Source organism: Micromonospora sp. NPDC005367, from assembly GCF_040606825.1.
Lineage (GTDB): Bacteria > Actinomycetota > Actinomycetes > Mycobacteriales > Micromonosporaceae > Micromonospora.
In genome coordinates this window covers 83,055-99,096 of sequence record NZ_JBEXFP010000017.1, presented here as the reverse complement: position 1 = coordinate 99,096, position 16,042 = coordinate 83,055, and the positions used below count along the sequence as shown (strand labels likewise).

Annotated in this window: 16 protein-coding genes and 1 pseudogene; 6 read left to right on the top strand and 11 right to left on the bottom strand. The window is 71.9% G+C overall.

Features of this window, described 5'->3' with window-relative positions:
* Positions 1-91: 91 nt before the first annotated feature.
* The 5 genes and pseudogenes from ABZS42_RS14830 to ABZS42_RS14810 all read right to left on the bottom strand — a co-directional run.
* Positions 92-1,201, bottom strand: coding sequence for an ABC transporter ATP-binding protein (locus ABZS42_RS14830; protein WP_355145385.1), 1,110 nt, complete (start codon positions 1,199-1,201; stop codon positions 92-94).
* Positions 1,198-2,043, bottom strand: coding sequence for an ABC transporter permease (locus ABZS42_RS14825; RefSeq protein WP_355145383.1), 846 nt, complete (start codon positions 2,041-2,043; stop codon positions 1,198-1,200). Before ABZS42_RS14825 ends, ABZS42_RS14830 begins: the two co-directional genes overlap by 4 nt.
* Before the next feature lie 3 nt (positions 2,044-2,046).
* Positions 2,047-2,844 (bottom strand): molybdate ABC transporter substrate-binding protein, encoded by a 798-nt coding sequence (modA, locus tag ABZS42_RS14820; protein WP_355145381.1) that lies wholly within the window; start codon positions 2,842-2,844, stop codon positions 2,047-2,049.
* Positions 2,841-3,266 carry a TOBE domain-containing protein gene (locus tag ABZS42_RS14815; protein WP_355145379.1) on the bottom strand — a complete coding sequence of 142 codons (426 nt, stop codon included), beginning with the start codon at positions 3,264-3,266 and terminating at the stop codon, positions 2,841-2,843. Before ABZS42_RS14815 ends, modA begins: the two co-directional genes overlap by 4 nt.
* Before the next feature lie 316 nt (positions 3,267-3,582).
* Positions 3,583-3,876: pseudogene (locus ABZS42_RS14810) on the bottom strand (winged helix-turn-helix domain-containing protein); the annotation flags it as partial.
* An 82-nt stretch (positions 3,877-3,958) separates the two neighbouring features.
* On the opposite strand from ABZS42_RS14810, the gene ABZS42_RS14805 reads away from it, so the two are divergent.
* A complete protein-coding gene (locus tag ABZS42_RS14805) occupies positions 3,959-4,756 on the top strand; it encodes an isocitrate lyase/phosphoenolpyruvate mutase family protein (RefSeq protein ID WP_355145377.1) in 798 nt (265 codons plus the stop codon).
* 9 nt (positions 4,757-4,765) lie between these two features.
* Here ABZS42_RS14805 and ABZS42_RS14800 read toward each other — a convergent pair whose 3' ends face one another.
* Positions 4,766-5,200: an Rrf2 family transcriptional regulator gene (locus ABZS42_RS14800; protein WP_355145375.1), complete on the bottom strand. Its 435-nt coding sequence runs from the start codon at positions 5,198-5,200 to the stop codon at positions 4,766-4,768.
* A 132-nt stretch (positions 5,201-5,332) separates the two neighbouring features.
* Between ABZS42_RS14800 and ABZS42_RS14795 the strand changes: the two genes are divergently transcribed.
* Positions 5,333-6,088 (top strand): SDR family oxidoreductase, encoded by a 756-nt coding sequence (locus ABZS42_RS14795; RefSeq protein WP_355145373.1) that lies wholly within the window; start codon positions 5,333-5,335, stop codon positions 6,086-6,088.
* 314 nt (positions 6,089-6,402) lie between these two features.
* Positions 6,403-6,819, top strand: a complete 417-nt coding sequence (locus ABZS42_RS14790) for a nuclear transport factor 2 family protein (protein WP_355145371.1) — start codon at positions 6,403-6,405, stop codon at positions 6,817-6,819.
* A gap of 45 nt (positions 6,820-6,864) precedes the next feature.
* Here the strand turns inward: ABZS42_RS14790 and ABZS42_RS14785 are convergent, their stop codons facing one another.
* Positions 6,865-7,533, bottom strand: coding sequence for a maleylpyruvate isomerase N-terminal domain-containing protein (locus ABZS42_RS14785; RefSeq protein WP_355145369.1), 669 nt, complete (start codon positions 7,531-7,533; stop codon positions 6,865-6,867).
* A 125-nt stretch (positions 7,534-7,658) separates the two neighbouring features.
* Here ABZS42_RS14785 and ABZS42_RS14780 point away from each other — a divergent pair, with 125 nt between their 5' ends.
* Positions 7,659-8,111: a YbhB/YbcL family Raf kinase inhibitor-like protein gene (locus ABZS42_RS14780; RefSeq protein ID WP_355145367.1), complete on the top strand. Its 453-nt coding sequence runs from the start codon at positions 7,659-7,661 to the stop codon at positions 8,109-8,111.
* 7 nt (positions 8,112-8,118) lie between these two features.
* Here ABZS42_RS14780 and ABZS42_RS14775 read toward each other — a convergent pair whose 3' ends face one another.
* The gene (locus tag ABZS42_RS14775; RefSeq protein ID WP_355145365.1) at positions 8,119-9,000 is read right to left on the bottom strand and encodes a phosphatase PAP2 family protein; all 882 of its coding nucleotides are present in this window, start codon (positions 8,998-9,000) and stop codon (positions 8,119-8,121) included.
* 89 nt (positions 9,001-9,089) lie between these two features.
* On the opposite strand from ABZS42_RS14775, the gene ABZS42_RS14770 reads away from it, so the two are divergent.
* Together ABZS42_RS14770 and ABZS42_RS14765 are read left to right on the top strand one after the other, a co-directional pair.
* On the top strand, positions 9,090-9,848 hold the full coding sequence (locus ABZS42_RS14770) for a DUF3159 domain-containing protein (RefSeq protein WP_355145363.1): 759 nt from the start codon (positions 9,090-9,092) through the stop codon (positions 9,846-9,848).
* A 171-nt stretch (positions 9,849-10,019) separates the two neighbouring features.
* The gene (locus ABZS42_RS14765; protein ID WP_355145361.1) at positions 10,020-11,348 is read left to right on the top strand and encodes a GH1 family beta-glucosidase; all 1,329 of its coding nucleotides are present in this window, start codon (positions 10,020-10,022) and stop codon (positions 11,346-11,348) included.
* A 95-nt stretch (positions 11,349-11,443) separates the two neighbouring features.
* Here ABZS42_RS14765 and ABZS42_RS14760 read toward each other — a convergent pair whose 3' ends face one another.
* The 3 genes from ABZS42_RS14760 to ABZS42_RS14750 all read right to left on the bottom strand — a co-directional run bounded on the left by ABZS42_RS14760 (position 11,444) and on the right by ABZS42_RS14750 (position 15,865).
* The gene (locus ABZS42_RS14760; protein WP_355145455.1) at positions 11,444-11,857 is read right to left on the bottom strand and encodes a roadblock/LC7 domain-containing protein; all 414 of its coding nucleotides are present in this window, start codon (positions 11,855-11,857) and stop codon (positions 11,444-11,446) included.
* A gap of 5 nt (positions 11,858-11,862) precedes the next feature.
* The gene (locus ABZS42_RS14755) at positions 11,863-14,355 is read right to left on the bottom strand and encodes a nitrate- and nitrite sensing domain-containing protein (RefSeq protein WP_355145359.1); all 2,493 of its coding nucleotides are present in this window, start codon (positions 14,353-14,355) and stop codon (positions 11,863-11,865) included.
* A gap of 97 nt (positions 14,356-14,452) precedes the next feature.
* On the bottom strand, positions 14,453-15,865 hold the full coding sequence (locus ABZS42_RS14750; protein WP_355145357.1) for an FGGY family carbohydrate kinase: 1,413 nt from the start codon (positions 15,863-15,865) through the stop codon (positions 14,453-14,455).
* Between the last annotated feature and the right edge of the window lie 177 nt (positions 15,866-16,042).

Here is a 16,042-nt window from a genome sequence, read left to right as displayed (position 1 = left end):
CCGGTGCCGGCGGACCCGGAGCTGCCATCACGACGAGCGCCGAGGGTCGGGCGCGCGCTGGCGCGCCCGACGGTCAGCGTGGGAACCCCAGCTATGACGGCGCGGCGGGGTACGCGCGGGTCTCGGTCGCTTTCACCGCTGCCCAGACGCGCTGTCCGGGCACGAGGTGGAGTTGTGCGGCGGCGAGCGGGGTGATGTCGGCGGCGAGATCGATCGGGCCGGCCAGTTGGACTCGGAGGTTGTCGCCGTTCGGCTGGATGCCGGTGATGGTGGCGGGCCAGCTGTTGCGGGGGCTGCCGTCGGGGTGGTTCGGGTGCAGGGCGACGGCTGATGGCGGGAAGGCCACGAAGACGTCGCCGTCGTGCTGTTCGGCGGTGGTCAGCCGGAATGTGTCGGTGAGCAGGACGGTGTGGCCGCTGGCGCGACCTCGGTACAGGTTGAGGCCGACGAGGCGGGCCACGTAGTCGGTACGCGGTTGCGCGGTGATCGTGGCGGCGTCGCCCTCCTGGATCACCTGGCCGTGTTCGATGATGACGAGCCGGTCGGCGAGCACGAGAGCGTCGAGCGGGTCGTGCGTGACCAGCAGGGTGGCGCCGCGATGTGCGGCGAGGTGCTGCTGGAGCTGGGCGCGGGTGTCGAGCCGGGTACGGGCGTCGAGCGCGGCGAGCGGTTCGTCGAGCAGCAGCAGCGCCGGGTCGACCGCGAGGGCCCGGGCGAGGGCGATCCGCTGGGCCTGCCCGCCGGAGAGTTGCCGGGGTTTGCGGCGGGCGTGTTCGGCGAGCCCCATCCGTTCCAGCCAGTCGGCCGCCTGGCGCCGTGCCTGCTGCCGATTCACGCCGCGCCGGCGGGGGCCGAACGCGATGTTGTCCAGCGCGCTGAGGTGGGGGAAGAGAAGGTAGTCCTGGAAGACCACCCCGATCCGGCGTTGCTCGGTGGGCGTCCACGTCCGGCGGCTCGGATTGTCGAGTTCGCGCCCGGCAAGGGTGAGGTGCCCTGCCGACAGGGACAGCAACCCGGCGAGGGCCCGCAGTGCGGTGCTCTTTCCGGCTCCGTTGGGGCCGAGCAGCGCGACGACCTCACCCGGGTTGATCGTCAGTGGCAGGTCGAGCCGGAAGGTCCCGCGCTCCACGACGAGCCGGGCGTCGAGCAGCGGCCCGCTGACGTGCCGTTCCGCCGGGTGGACCGTGACGTCGGTGGTCATGGTGCGCTGATCCAACGGTCGCGGAGGCTGGCCAGGATCGCCACGGAGACGGTGAGCAGGATGAGGCTGAGCACGATGGCGGCCTCCAGGTCGGTTTCCAGGGCGAGGTAGACGGCGATCGGCATCGTCTGCGTACGCCCCGGGAAGTTGCCGGCGAAGGTGATGGTGGCGCCGAACTCCCCCAGTGCGCGCGCCCAGCACAGCACGGCTCCCGCGGCGACACCGGGCGCAACCAGCGGAAGGGTGACGTGTGTGAAGGTGGTCCACCGGTTCGCGCCCAGAGTGGCAGCGGCTTCTTCGTAGCGGCTGTCGGCGCCGCGTAGCGCCCCTTCGACCGCGATGATGAGGAAAGGCATGGCGACGAAGGCCTCGGCGAGCACCACGCCCGTGGTGGTGAACGGCAGGGTGACGCCGAACGTCGAGTCGAGCCAGGACCCGAGCAGCCCGCGCCGGCCGAAGACGAGCAGCAGGGCGACGCCGCCGACCACCGGTGGCAGGACGAGGGGCACGGTGACCAGTGCGCGCACGATCCGCCGGCCGGGAAACTCGATCCGGGCGAGAAGCCAGGCCAGGGGCACCCCGAGGACCAGGCAGAGCAGCGTCGCGAGGGTGGCGGTCTGGAGGGACAGCCGCAGGGCGGTGAGGACGCCCGGCTCGGTGAGCCGTTGCGGCAGCGAGGTCCAGGGGGTGCGGGCGAGCAGACCGGCGAGTGGCAGGACCAGGAAGAGCAGTCCGAGTGAGGCGGGCAGGAGCAGCGCCAGCGGTATGCGGGTCGTGTGCCGGGACCGTGGCCGTGGCGCGGTCCGGCCGGGGCGCGCCACGGTGGTGTCGAGCCGGGACATCGGTTACGGGGCCTGGAATCCGGCTGCGGTGAGCACGGCACGGCCCGGTTCGGACAGCACGTACTTGACGAATGCCTCTGCCGCCGGCTTGTCGGCCGCGTCCTTCAGCACGACGATCGGGTAGTCGTTGACCGCCCCGGCCGACTCGCGGAACTCGACACCGTCGACGTCCGCGGCGGCCGTCCTCGCGTCGGTGCGGTAGACCAACGCGGCATCGACCTCGCCCAACTTCACCTTGGACAGTGCGGCCCTGACGTCCCGTTCGAGGGTGACCGGCGTGAGCTTCACCCCTGCCGCGTCGAGCGCCTTCCTCGCCGCCGCACCGCACGGGACCTGCTCGGCGCAGAGCGCGACCTTGGCGTCCGGCCTGGTCAGGTCGGCCAGGCCGCCGATCCGGTGGGGGTTTCCCTCGGGTACGGCGATGACGAGCTGGTTCCGCACGAAGGTCGTCGGGGTACCGTCGCCGTTGCCCGCGTCGACGACGGAATTCATGTTCGCCGGGGCCGCGGAGGCGAACACGTCGGCCGGGGCACCCTGGTTGATCTGCGTCGCCAGGGCGGAGCTACCGGCGAAACTGAAGGTGACCTTCGTGCCCGGGTTGGCCGCCTCGAAGTCCCTGCCGAGCTGCGTGAACGATTCGGTCAGCGACGCGGCGGCGAACACGGTGACGCTGCCCGTCGCTTCGGAACTCGCGCTGCCCGGCTCCCGGCCGGCGGACTTCCCATCACCGCAGCCGGCCAGGCCCAACACCGCCAGCGCGATGACGGCCGTCAGTGCGGTACGCAACCGTCGTGTCGTCACGAGCCGGTCCTCCCCCTGCTGCCCGCGTTCGCCGTGGGCTTCTCCACGACGACGGTGGTCGACTTGATGACGGCGACCGCCACCGACCCGACCTTGAGGTCCAGCTCGTCGACGGCTTCCCGGCTCATCAGCGACACCACCCGGAACGGGCCGGCCTGAATGTCCACCTGCGCCATCACCGCGTCCTTGATTACGGCGGTGACGATGCCGCGCAACCGGTTGCGCGCCGACGACTCCTCCACGCGACTCTCCGGATCACCGGCCTGCGTCCGGACGAACGCGGCGAGATCGACCCCGTCGATCACCCGATGGCCCTGCTCGTCCCGCCCGGCGGTGAGCCGTCCGGCATCGACCCAGCGCCGCACCGTGTCCACGCTGACACCGAGCAACTCGGCTGCCTCACTCATCCGAAACACCGTCACGGCGGTCACCTTAGCCCATGGAGTTTGCGGCCCGGAAGACGCCGCTCAGCTCGCACTCGCAGCACGGTTTAGTTTGTCTGGGTCGCATCTGCACAAGAGGAGTCGGTTTCGACGACTGCCTTGATCGACTCGGCTTCCCCGAAGTCGGGGTATCCGCGCGGGTTGACACCCCAACTTCCAGGAGCCCGAGTGGATCAGGTCAGCGCTGTTCGGGTCGGCCAAACCGAGCCGAGGTCTCAGCTTCCACCGGGAGCAGTCCGTGCGTGGGACGGCGCGGGATCGGTTCCGTACGGCGAACGGCGCGCACGGCGCTGCCTGGCTCGACCCGCCTGGCCACCCGGGTCCCGGAGCCTTGCTGGGCCGTGAGCCAGCCCTCGGCGATCAGTTCGGCGTAGGACCCGGCCACGGTGTTGCGGGCGATGCCGAGATCGGCGGCGAGCGAACGGGACGACGGCAGCCGGGTGCCGGGCGCCAGCCGCCCGGTGCGCACGGCCTCCCGCAGGGCGTCGGCGAGCCCCGCGCGCAGGCCGGGTCCGCCGAGTTCCAGATGCAGGTCGGCGCCGAACCCGGAGGGAGGGTCGGCCGGCGAATTGGCCCGAGAACTTGCCATCGAAGTGGACCATATCCCAGGGCCAATGCGCGCGTAGCGTGGTGCGCATGAATCCGAAGCATCCCCTCGAGAGGGGTCAGAGGTGACTGCCTCCACTTTCCGCGCCCTGCACCAGGGCCGCGCCGTCGGCGACCCGCTCGTCCTGCCGGGGCCGTGGGACGTCGCCAGCGCGCGGGTCTTCGCCGACGCCGGCTTCTCCGCGCTCGCCACTCCGAGCGCCGGGATCGCTGCTTCGCTCGGCTACGACGACGGCTCGACTCCGCCTCAGGAGATGTTCGCCGCGGTGGCGCGGATCGTCCGGGCCGTCGCCGTGCCCGTGTCCGCCGACATCGAGGGCGGTTACGGCCTCGCCCCCGGGGAGTTGGTCGGGCGGCTCCTCGAAACGGGTGCCGTCGGCTGCAACCTGGAGGACTCCGAGGGGCACGCGCTCAAGGACCCTCAGCGGCACGCGGATTGGCTGGCCGAGGTGCGGGCGGAGGCGGGTGACGCTCTCTTCATCAACGCGCGCGTCGACACCTTCCTGTTCGGGACGGGCGACCCGGTCGACGCCGTGGCACGCGCCCGCCTGTACGTGGCTGCCGGCGCCGAGTGCGTATACCCACTCATGGCGCCGCCCGAGGTGTTGCCGGTGTTGCGGGAGAGCATTGAGGGGCCACTGAACATGGCCGCCGCACCGGACGGGGAGTCCGTGGCCGAGCTGGCACGGCTGGGCGCGACGCGCATCACCTTCGGTCCGAGGATGCAGCGGTACGCGATGGAGGCGACCGGCACACTCGCGGTACAGCTGCTCGCCGGAAGCCCTGCACGTGCGGACACGGGGCCGGGAACAACCCGGCCCTGGGGTCGACCCGGCACCTCGGTGCGCGCGTCACCGCGTTAGCGGCACCGTCTAGCGCGATGCCGCGAGGACGTCGCGGAGCACGTCCTCCAGCGTGACGCGGGCCAGCTCGCGTCTCAGACCCTCCTCGATGCCCTCGTAGATGCCCTGCATCGCCGGCTGGATACCGTGACCCACCACGCACTCCTGGTCCGGGGTCGCGCGGTGCATCCCGAACAGCGGCCCGGGTTCCACAGCCTCGTACACGTCGAGCAGGGTGATCGATTCCAGCTCGCGCGCCAGCGACCAGCCCGCGCCTCCGCCCCGCCGGGACTCCACGAGCCCCGCCCTACGGAGCTCGCCGAGCAGCCGCCTGATCACCACGGGATTGGTGCTCGCGCTGGTCGCGATCTGCTCGGACGTCGCGACCTCATGGCCACGACGCTGGTAGAGCCCGATCCAGGCAAGCGCGTGGGCGGCGATGGTCAACCTGCTGTTGGCGCTCAATGCCCCTCCCTTCCCCTCGGCCGTAACACTCAATGTTACAACCGCCACGTCGTAACAGTAATTGTTGCGACCACCTCGTCGTAACGATTACGGTTACGACCACGGATCGATCAAACAACGAGGTGTTGAAGAATGAACAAGCCACTCACCGGCAAGGTCGCCCTGGTCACCGGCGGATCCCGCGGGCTGGGAGCCGCCACCGTACGGCTGCTGGCCGAGCAGGGCGCCGACGTCGCGTTCACCTACGTCAGCTCCGAAAAGCGGGCGCAGGACGTCGTCGACGAAGCACGCGCCAAGGGAGCGAAAGCCGTCGCCTTCAAGTCCGACCAGGCCGACATGAGCAGCGCGCCAGCGCTCATAGACGACGTGCTCGCCTACTTCGGCGGCCTGGACATCCTCGTCAACAACGCGGCCATCTCGCCCGAGCAGGGCCGCACGGTGGACGACCCCGATGTCGACACCGCCGCACTGGACCGGATGCACGCCACCAACTACCTCGGCGTGATCGCCATCATCCGGGCCGCCTCGCGAGTACTACGCGCGCACGGCCGAATCATCACCGTGAGCTCCGGACTAGGCACCCGGGTCGGCGTCCCCGGCGTTGCCGACTACGCGGCGACCAAGTCGGGGATCGAGAGGTACACCATGGGCGTCGCGCGGGACCTCGGATCGCGGGGCATCACGGCCAACGTCGTGCAGGCCGGACTGATGGAGAGCGGGATGGAACCGCCGAACCCCGAGACTCTCAAGGCGCTGGTCAGCTCGCTGTCCCTGCAGCGCATGGGCCACCCCGACGAAATCGCCGCGGCGATCGCCTTCCTGGCGAGCCCCGCCGCCTCGTACGTCACGGGCGCGGTGCTGGACGCCCACGGCGGCTACAACGCCTGACCGACCCCCACCGCCTCCCGAGGGACGTGGCTCTGCACGCGTCGACGTACGGCCAACTACTACACAGGAGAGAGCATGAGGGTATTCCTCGCCGGTGCGTCCGGCGTGATCGGTCAGCGGCTGCAGTCGTCTGCTACGCGGCACTGACCGTCATCCTCGCGTTCACCAGCCTCGTCGCCCAAGACCGCAGAAGACTAAGCAGCTGAGGCGCACCGTGGACGGCACCACTCGACGATTCATCCCAACCTGCTGCAAGTCCCCGAGCAGGACGGAGTTTTCCCGGCCACGCACGACAAGCAGGAAGGAACGCAGTCATGACCAGCCGAACCCAAATCACCGAGTCCCTCATCAACCAGTTCCTGGAGCGCCTGGCCAGCCAGGACGCGGAGGGCCTTGGCGAACTGTTCGCTGAGGAGATCGATTGGTACGTCCCGGGCGGCGAGGAGCTGCCGTGGACCGGGCGACGTTCCAGGCGCGAGCACGTCGCCCAGTATTTCCTCACGATGTGGCCGGCTTTCGTCGCGGGCGAGAGCACTGCGGACCTCGGCAGGACCGTCATCGACGGCCGCGACGCAGTCGTGTTCTCGCGGTTCTCACACACCGTCGCTGCGACCGGCAAGCGGTTCGAGACGCCGGTCGCGATGCACTTCACCATCTCCGACGACGGCCGGATCGAGCGTATGCACCTGTACGAGGACACGCTCACCGTGAGCGACGCCTTTCGACGCTGAGCCACACACCCCGCCGCCGCTGCGCGCTTTCAGTGAACCGGCGGATCAGCCGCCGAAGGAGAGCCAGCGGAAGCCGGCCCCGTCGACGACGGCCTGCTCCCGTTCGCTGAGCCGCGCCCGGCCGGTGGTCTTGCGGATCAGCGTGAGCCGGTCCCAGCCCAGCTCGGGCGGGACCGGCCGTCCGCCGGTGAGCAGCTCGCCGATCACCTGCGCGGCCGCCGGAGTGAGCCACGGCTCGCGGGCGAGCGCGGCGGCCAGGTCCAGGCCGTGCACCCCCACCTCCACGACCCGGGTGCGCAGGAACTCGGTGACGCTCATCGCGTCGCCGTGCCGGGTGAGCACCACCCGGTCGGCGGGTGCGGCCGCGACCGCGACCTCGGTCGCCCGCCAGGCCCGTTCGAAGTCCGCCACCAGCGCCGCGCCGTCGAGTTCACGGGCCTCCCGCCGGCCGCTGTCGATGCGGGCGGCGTCGACCTCCGGGGTGAACTTCGGCGCACCGAAGTACGTGGCCGCGTCCACCTCCGCCCGGGGCGGGGCGGGCGCGGCGAGCATGTCGGCGAGCCGACCGGCGCCACTGCGGACGTGGGCGAGCAGTTCCCGTACGGTCCACGGCCGGCAGTCGGTGGGCCGGTCCAGCTCCGCCTCGGAGAGGCCCCGCAGGGCCTCGCCCAGTCGGGTGCACTCGTTCCGGAACGCCACCTCTACGGTGTCCACTGCTGCTCCCCTCACCGGCTGCCCCGTACCCTCTCACGGCCCTGCCGTCCCGGTGATCGCCGGCCGTTTCGGCGCAGGCCCGGCGGGTACGCGCGCAGCGGACTCGACTGAGGGAGGCGGCACCGATGGCCGGGATCATGATGCGTAGTAGCGCGTTCAACGACCACGATCTGCTGCCGGCTCGCTTCTCCCGCGAGGGCGGCAACATCTCGCCGCCGCTGGAGTGGTCACAGGTACCAGAGTCGGCCGGCGAGCTGCTCCTGCTCGTCGAGGACCTGGACGCCGGCCGTACGCCGCTCCTGCACTGGCTGGTCACCGGCATCCGGCCGGCCTCCGCGGGGCTGCCGGAGGGAGCGGTGCCCAAGGGCGCACGGGAGTGGCCAAACAGCTTCGGCGAGGTCGGCTGGGCCGGTCCGCAGCCGCCGCGCGGCGACGATCCACACCGCTACTTCTTCCGCCTGTACGCGCTGAACAGCCCGTTGGAGCTGCCGGACGCGCCGCAGGCGACCGACGTGCACGAGGCGGTGGCCGGTCACGAGTTCGCCAGCGGCACCATGGTCGGCACGTACTTCCGTTGAGCGTGCCTCAGCCCTGGTAGCGCGGGACCAGCCGGTGCACCACGGCGAGGACCAGCGCCATCACCACCGCCATCGTTCCGGCGATGCCGGCCGCGCTGCCGGCGTAGGCGACGAAGAGCGCCCGCCGGGTGAGTTCCTCCGGCTCGACGGCGCGCAGGTCCGTCAACCAGCCCAGGGACAGCCCGGCGATCACCAGGGCGATCACTCCGCCGACGCCGAGCACCGTCGAGGCGACCCGGTGGGCGTCGGCGGTGGAGAACTGCGCCTGTTCCCGTTGGGTGAACAGCAGGACCAGCCCGGCCAGTGCCGCCCAGACGCCCACGACCAGGAACGCGGCCAGCGCGTCGCTGGGGCGGTGCCAGCCGGCGGAGAGGGTCGCCACTCCGGCGGCGGCCGCGTAGCCGGCGCCGACGAACGCGCCGAACGCGCGCACCTTGGCCGGCAGGACGAGCACCAGCGCCACCGCCACGGAGGCCGCCACGGCGGCGTGCCCGCTCGGCAGGCTGTTGCCCGCGTAGATGCGTGCGAGGTCGATGCCGAGGTCGGGGCGGGACAGCCCGTGCTTGAGCAGTTGGGTGGACACGTTGGCGCCGGCGATCAGCAGGGTCGCGGTGATCGCCAGCGCGATCCGGCCACGCATCAGGGCGATGAACCCGATCACGGCGGTCGCGGCCAGCAGCGAGACCACCGACATGGCGTTCAGGATCCGGTCCACCGGTTCGTCGATGCGGTCCTGCCCGATCCGGTTGCCTGTCAGCGCCACGGTGTCGACCCACTGGCCGAGTCCGGTGTGCAGCGCCACCTGCCAGGTCACGAGGAACGCGGCCACCTGCACCAGAACGAACACGACCAGCCAGACCGCCGTCCAACCCCTCGCCGTCGCCCGCACGGGCCAACGTTAGCGACCGCTGCCGCGTGGGCAACGGGTGGCCCGCCCGCTTCGTGCGGTTAGGTTGGAAGTAAGGCGAGGAGGTGACGATGACCGGCGCACGGCAGCACGACACCCCCTCCCCGGCCGACGCCTCCGAACGCTCGGCCACTGCCGATCGGGGCCGGTCGGAGTCGCTCGCCGACCTGCTCGGCGGTCGCCGCGGGGCCGTCGACGCGACCCTGCCGCCGGTCGCGTTCGCGGTGGGCTGGCTGCTGGGCGGCGAGTCGCTCTGGGCCGGGGTCGGTGCCGCGGTGGTCGCCGGGGCCGGGGTGGCGGTCTGGCGGCTACGTCGAGGCGACCGACCTCGTTCCGTGCTGATCGGGCTGCTGGCGGTCTGCGTGGCGGCGTTGATCGCGTTGCGTACCGGTCGGGCGGCCGATTTCTTCCTGCTGCAACTGCTCTCCAACGCGGCCAGCGCGCTGGCCTGGGCGGTCAGCATCGTGCTGCGCTGGCCGCTGCTCGGCGTGGTGGTCGGCGCCGCGCTCGGCCAACGCACCCGGTGGCGGCGGGACGCGGCGCTGGTGCGGGCGTACGGGCGGGGCAGCTGGATCTGGACCGCCACCTACCTGCTGCGCGTCGCGGTCTTCGTCCCGCTCTATCTCGGCGGACAGGTGGTGGCGCTGGTGGTGTCCCGGGTCGCGCTCACCTGGCCGCTGGTGGCTGCGGCGTTGGCGGTGAGCTGGGTGGTGGTACGCCGGTCGCTGCCGGCCGGGCACCCCGGGTTGCGGCATCCGGTCGATCCGGCGCGCACTGACGCCGTACGGCAGAAAGAGAGGCCGCCACGGGGGGAGCGGCCTCTCCAGTGACGTACGTTACTCCGTCGAGGTCCGGCGCGTGATCCCACGTCAGCCACTTTTTCGCGTCCGTTTTTCCGAGCGGATGGCGGGATGGTTGACGCGGAGCGCGACCGGGCCGTGCTGCCATAATCATGGGAGCGCTCCCGCCCTCGGCGGGTGCCCGGCGCACAAGGAGAACACATGTCGATGCCCACCCCGCTGCGTTTCCCACCCGGCTTCGTCTGGGGAGCGTCCACGTCCGCCTACCAGATCGAGGGAGCGGTGAAGGAGGACGGCCGGGGCGAGTCGGTCTGGGACACCTTCAGCCGGACCCCCGGGCGTACCCGCAACGGCGACACCGGCGACGTGGCCGCCGACCACTACCGCCGGTACCGCGAGGACCTCGACCTCATGCGCGACCTCGGGCTGGGCAGCTACCGGTTCTCCATCGCCTGGCCGCGGATCCAGGCCGACGGCACCGGCGCCCCCAACCAGCGCGGCCTCGACTTCTACCGCCGGCTCGTCGACGGCCTGCACGAACGCGGCATCACCCCGATGGCCACCCTGTTCCACTGGGACCTGCCGCAGGCCCTGCAGGACGCGGGCGGCTGGGAGTCACGGGACACCGCCTACCGCTTCGCCGACTACGCCGAGACGCTGTTCCGCGCCCTCGGCGACCGGGTACCGGTCTGGCTCACCATCAACGAGCCGAAGACGGTCGTGCAGAACGGGTACCTCTCCGGACACCACGCACCCGGCCGGCAGGACCCGGAGGCCGCCTACCTGGTCGCCCACCACCTCCAACTCGCGCACGGCCTGGCGGTACGGGCGCTGCGCGCCACCGGTCCCGGTCGCATCGGACCGGCGCTGAACCTGCACCCCTGCTACCCCGCCGACGACTCGCCCGAGGCGGCGGCCGCCGCCCGGCTCTACGACGGCTACGAGAACCGCCTCTACCTCGACTCCGTCTTCGCCGGCCGCTATCCGCAGGACGTACTCGCGGATCTCGGGCCGCAGAGCCGGATGGTGCAGGGCATCGCCGACGGGGACCTGGAAATCATCTCGTCACCGATCGACATCCTCGCGGTGCAGTACTACACGCCGATCTACGTGACGGCCGGCGGTGGCACCGCACGACGCTGGCCGACCTCGGAGGCCGACTGGCAGCAGATCTACCCGCAGGGGATGTACGACATCCTGACCCGGGTCACCCGCGACTACGGGCCGATCCCGCTCACCGTGACGGAGAACGGACTGCCCACAGCGGACACCCTGGACGCCGACGGCACCGTCGACGACGCGGGACGCGTCGCCTTCCTCCGGGACCACCTGGCCGCCGCACACCGGGCAGTGACGGCCGGGGTTCCGCTGGAGAGCTTCCACGTCTGGTCGCTGCTCGACAACTTCGAGTGGGATGAGGGATACGACCAGCGCTGGGGCCTGGTGTACGTGGACTACCCGACCCAGCGGCGCATCCTCAAGCGCAGCGCCCACTGGTACCGCGCCGTCATCGCCGACAACGGCTTCTGAGCGGCGACTCGCCACCCCGGGCTCGGCACGCCGAGCCCGGGGCCACGGGCCGGCGGACCCGTGGGCCCGCGGGTCACCGGGAAGAAACCCGCCGGTCAGCGCGGCAACGCCTGCTGCAACTCGGCTCGCAGCGCCGGAGTGAGCATCTCCCCCGCCTGCTTGGCCAGCCGGGCCATCTCGTAGCCCACCACGCCGATGTCGGCGTCGCCGGCCGCCAGGGTGGCGAGGATCGACCCGTCCCGCACCTGCATGACCAGGAAGTAGCCCCGGCCCATCTCGACGACCGTCTGCTTGACCACATCCCCGTCGAAGATCTGCGCCGCGCCAGAGGTGATGCTCATCAGCCCGGAGGTCACCGCGGCGAGCTTGTCCGCATTGTCCCTGGGCAGGTGATCGGAGATCGCCACCAGCAGCCCGTCCGAGGAGACCACCGCCGCGTGGGCAACCCCTGGCACCCGCTCGGCGAAGCCACTGACCAGCCAGCTCAGGTCCTGCGCCTCCTGACTCAAGGTCGTCACTGTCGTCCTCCTTCGCTGCGCCCACCGGTAGGCGGCACAGGTATCTCGGTGGTGTCCTCCGCCTCTGCCCGCCGTACTCCGCTGTAGAGGCGGGAGAGCATTCCGCCGACCGCGTCCGGGTCCGGGTCGTGCGTCGGCGGCCCCGGCTGCGGCCTGATCGACCCGCTCATCGCCGCGAGCTGGGCCATCGGCACGCGCGCCGGCAGGCCGCGTGCGTTCACGCCCCCCGTCACCGGAGTCACGGACGACATGACCGGCCCGGGCCGAGCGGGTGCCGACGGCGCCTTCCGGGACCACCAGCCGCCACCCGCCCCGCCGGCGGTGGGGGTGAGCACGTCCTCGGCGCGGACCGGCACTGGTCGTCCCTGCCGGGGCGCCGCGACCGGCGGGCGGCCCGCCACCGGCTGGTCGTCCGGTCCGCGCGTCGCGGGCGAGGCTTCTCCGGTGGTCAACATCCGGGCCGGGACCGTCCCCGCCACCTGTTCCGCCGGCGCCGGAGCCAGCAACGAGCCCGGCAGCTGGAGCACCGCGACGAGCCCCTGCTCACCGCCGTGCAGCCGTACCCGGACGCCGAGGCGGGCCGCGAGGTGACTGACCACGAACAGGCCCATCCGTTCGACGGTCGCGACGTCGGCGGCCGGCGGCGTGGCGAGAACGCCGTTCGCCTCGACCAGCGCGGCCGGGCTCATACCCAGCCCCCGGTCGGTGATCTCGATGACGGCGTCCACGCCGTCGGCATGGGCGTTCACCGAGACCACGGTGTCGGGCCGGGAGAAGGCGGTCGCGTTCTCCAACAGCTCGGCGAGCAGGTGCACCAGTTCCCCGACCGCGTGACCGACCAGGTGCAGGTCGGGCACCGACTCGTGGCGGACCCGCCGGTACTGCTCGATCTCGGCGGCGGCGGCGAGCAGGACGGCGCCGAGCGCGACCGGCCGCTGCCACCGCCGGGTGGACTCCGTGCCGGCGAGCACCAGCAGGCTCTCGTCGTTGCGCCGCATGCGGGCGGCCAGATGGTCCAACTTGAACAGGTTCTCCAGCTGGTCCGGGTCGTTCTCCTCGCGCTCCAGGTCGTCGAGCAGTTCGAGTTGCCGCTCCACCAGCACCTGGCTGCGTCGGGCCAGGTTCACGAACATGGCGTTGACGTTGCGCCGCATCGCCGCCTGCTCGACCGCGACGCTGACCGCGCTGCGGTGCACCGCCACGAACGCCTCCGCCAGCTCCCCGATCTCGTCCAGCGACCGGACCACCGCCGGGGCGACCTCGATATGCGGCACCCCACCGGTGACGGTTCGCAAACGGTCCAGGGCGTCCGGCAGCTCGACCTGGGCGATCCGCAGGGCCTGGCTGCGCAGCAGACGCATGGACCGGGCGATCGACCTACCGATGAGCAGCGAGATGAGCACGGCGACCAGCAGCACCGCGACGATCCCACCGGCCACCAGCAGCGTCGTACGCAGCTGACCCGTCGCCGCGTCGTCAGCCTGCCGGACCGCGTCGGCCAGCACACTCCCCTCGGCCTGCCGCAGCAGCTCCTGCCGCGCCTCGCTGGCCGGCCACCACTGCGAGGCGGGCAGTACCTCGGGCGCCGCCCCGCCGGTGGGCAGGCTGCGCTCCTCCAACTGGGCGGCCGCGGCGAACGTCGGATCGACCGACATCCGGTCGTACCGGCGGATCTGCTCGCTGGTCGCGGCGACCCGGAACGCGCCGAGCGCGGTGAGCTGCTGGGCACGAAGGTCGGAGAGGACGATCTGGTCCTCCGAGCCGTACCGGCCGGCCCGGGCGGCCGCGTAGAGCTCGGCGCGGATCCGGGAGGAGAGCTCCTTGACGCGGGCGAACTGCACGTAGCGCAGCACCGCGTCACTGAGCGCCGTACGGCCCTGGCCCGGATCCGGTTCGGCGAGCAGGTCGAGCAAGGTGTTGACGGCACGGTGGTAGTTGCTCAGGATCGTGTCGCTGCTGAGCACCGCGGGTGGCACCGCGGGACGGATGTAGACGATCCGGTCGTACGCCTCGAGCACCTCGGAGTACGCCACCCGCCACGACGCGTCCGCGTCCGCCAGCGGCTCCGCCGCACGGCGCAGGTCCGCGACGGCCCGGTCGGTGGCCGCCTGCAACGGCTCCAACGCCTCGATGGCAGCGGTACGGTCGGCCGAGCCCGCCGCGCGGCGCAGCTCGGCGAGCTCACCGGCCGTGCGGTCCCGTTCCTGCTGCACGCTGTGCACGGCCGCGGTGATCTGCCGGCCGATGCCGACCTGTTCGGCGAAGTCACCGAGCACCGTGGTCTGCCCGACCAGGGTGCTGGTCTGCACGCCCGCCAGCACCAGGAACGCCACCGACGGGACGACCAGGACGGTGGCGAGCTTCGTGCCCATGCGCCAGTCGCGCAGTCGCAGCGGCGAGCGGCGCCGGTGCGGCACGACCCGTTCGTCGAAGTGACGACGGCGATGGTTGGGCACCGCCCCGAGCGCCGGGCCCGCACCTACGCCCACGCTGCCTCCTTCTCCCCTCGCGTCCACCGCGACCGGGGAGCGGAGTCCATCCAACCAGGCGCGGGAGCGGTGTCAACGGCTCGAGCGCAGTCGAAGTCTAGGAAGGATACTGTGGACGGGGTCGACCTGTCGTGGTCGGTGAGATCAACTCATCCGTCCGGCCGATGCCGGCCAACTCGACGGCCACCTCGAACCGTCCCAATGCGACCAACGCCGCGCCGGTCGCGCCGATCTCCGGGTTCCGCTGGTGCGACACCGCGCGCGGGGCGAGCGCCGCCGCGAACGCCTGCCGCCACCACAACGATGCGGCCATCGCCCCGCCGCCCAGCACCACGGACACCTGCCGATCGACGGTGGACTCCAGCACCTCGAGATCCCGTGCCACCATTTCACACAGGCCCTGCATGAGCCCGGCCAGGATGTCCACCGCCGTGGTGCCGAAGCTCAGCCCGCGCAGCTCGCCGGTGCCGGCCGGCGCCAGGCCCGGCGGCCGATCGCCGCCGTAGCGGGGATCGGCCGGGCGTCCGCCGCCGGGCGGCACCAGCGCCAACGCCGCGTCTAGTTCGGCGCCGGTGGGCAGCCGCAGCTCCCGGCTGGCCCAGGAGAAGAGGTTCCCTCCGCAGGAGTACGCGGCCCCGGTCACCACGTGGTCGTGATCGACGCGGTACCGCCACAACCGCTCGGGCAGGCGGGGCATCTCCTGCCCGGCCGGCACCCGTTGCATCAGCCGTACCGCCGCCGAGGTGCCGACGGTCACCGCCGCCCGGCTCGGATCGGCGCAGCCGGAACCGACGTTCGACGCCCCGCCGTCACCCACCACGGCGGTCCAGCCCACGCCGGCCAGCGCCGGCCACCTCTTCGCCGGGTCGGGCCGGAGTCGTCCGCGCCACTGCAGCGGAGCGAGCTCCGGCAGATCACCGGGCCGCACACCGGCGAGCGCGAGCGCCTCCTCGTCCCAGGTCAGCGAACGCAGGTCGAGCAGGCCGGTGCCGGACGCCTGGGAGATGGACATCGGCGCCTCGTCGAGAAGCTGGGCCAGCACGTACTCGACCACGCCGGCGAACCTCGCCACCCGGCCGCCGGTCTGCTCCCGCAACCACGGCAGTCGTACGGACCAGTAGCCGCGGTGCCACCAGGTGCCGGTGCGCTGGTGGTAGTCGTCGGGGTCGGCCGGCCCGGCGGCCGACGCCGGCAGCACCGGCCGGGTGTCGAGCCAGGTGAGCGCCGGCCCGAGCGGTTCGCCGGCGGCGTCCAGCGGTACCACGGAGTGCCACTGCCCGGAGACCGCGACCAGCTCGACGTCGTGCAGGTGCCCGGACTCGGAGAGCTCGTCCAGGCACTCGACGAGGCCGGCCAGGTAGGCCGGTGCTTCCAGCGTGCCGGTGCCGTCATCGCCGACGGCGAGGCTGACCTTCCGCCGCGCGAGGGCACCCGGCACGGGCTGCGTGTCCTCGTCGAGGACCAGCCCGCGAACCGAGGAGGTGCCCAGGTCGAGCGCGAGAATGTTCATCGCCGGTCAAATTACCCGCTCCAGGAGGGTGTTCGAGGATGCTCGCTGCGGGCGGGCCTGCTCAAACACCCGCTGAGTCCGGATCGGGGCGCGGTCGGCCGGGGCGTACGCCCGATCGGCTTCCGCACCGGTGCGCGTGCGCGTATGGTGGGCGCATGTTCGCGCAACCGACCTGCT

Coding starts and splice junctions, on each gene's coding strand:
- ABZS42_RS14830 (WP_355145385.1), bottom strand. CDS start 1,201: ATGACCACCGACGTCACGGTCCACCCGGCGGAACGGCACGTCAGCGGG.
- ABZS42_RS14825 (WP_355145383.1), bottom strand. CDS start 2,043: ATGTCCCGGCTCGACACCACCGTGGCGCGCCCCGGCCGGACCGCGCCA.
- ABZS42_RS14795 (WP_355145373.1), top strand. CDS start 5,333: ATGAACAAGCCACTCACCGGCAAGGTCGCCCTGGTCACCGGCGGATCC.
- ABZS42_RS14790 (WP_355145371.1), top strand. CDS start 6,403: ATGACCAGCCGAACCCAAATCACCGAGTCCCTCATCAACCAGTTCCTG.
- ABZS42_RS14780 (WP_355145367.1), top strand. CDS start 7,659: ATGGCCGGGATCATGATGCGTAGTAGCGCGTTCAACGACCACGATCTG.
- ABZS42_RS14770 (WP_355145363.1), top strand. CDS start 9,090: ATGACCGGCGCACGGCAGCACGACACCCCCTCCCCGGCCGACGCCTCC.
- ABZS42_RS14765 (WP_355145361.1), top strand. CDS start 10,020: ATGTCGATGCCCACCCCGCTGCGTTTCCCACCCGGCTTCGTCTGGGGA.
- ABZS42_RS14750 (WP_355145357.1), bottom strand. CDS start 15,865: ATGAACATTCTCGCGCTCGACCTGGGCACCTCCTCGGTTCGCGGGCTG.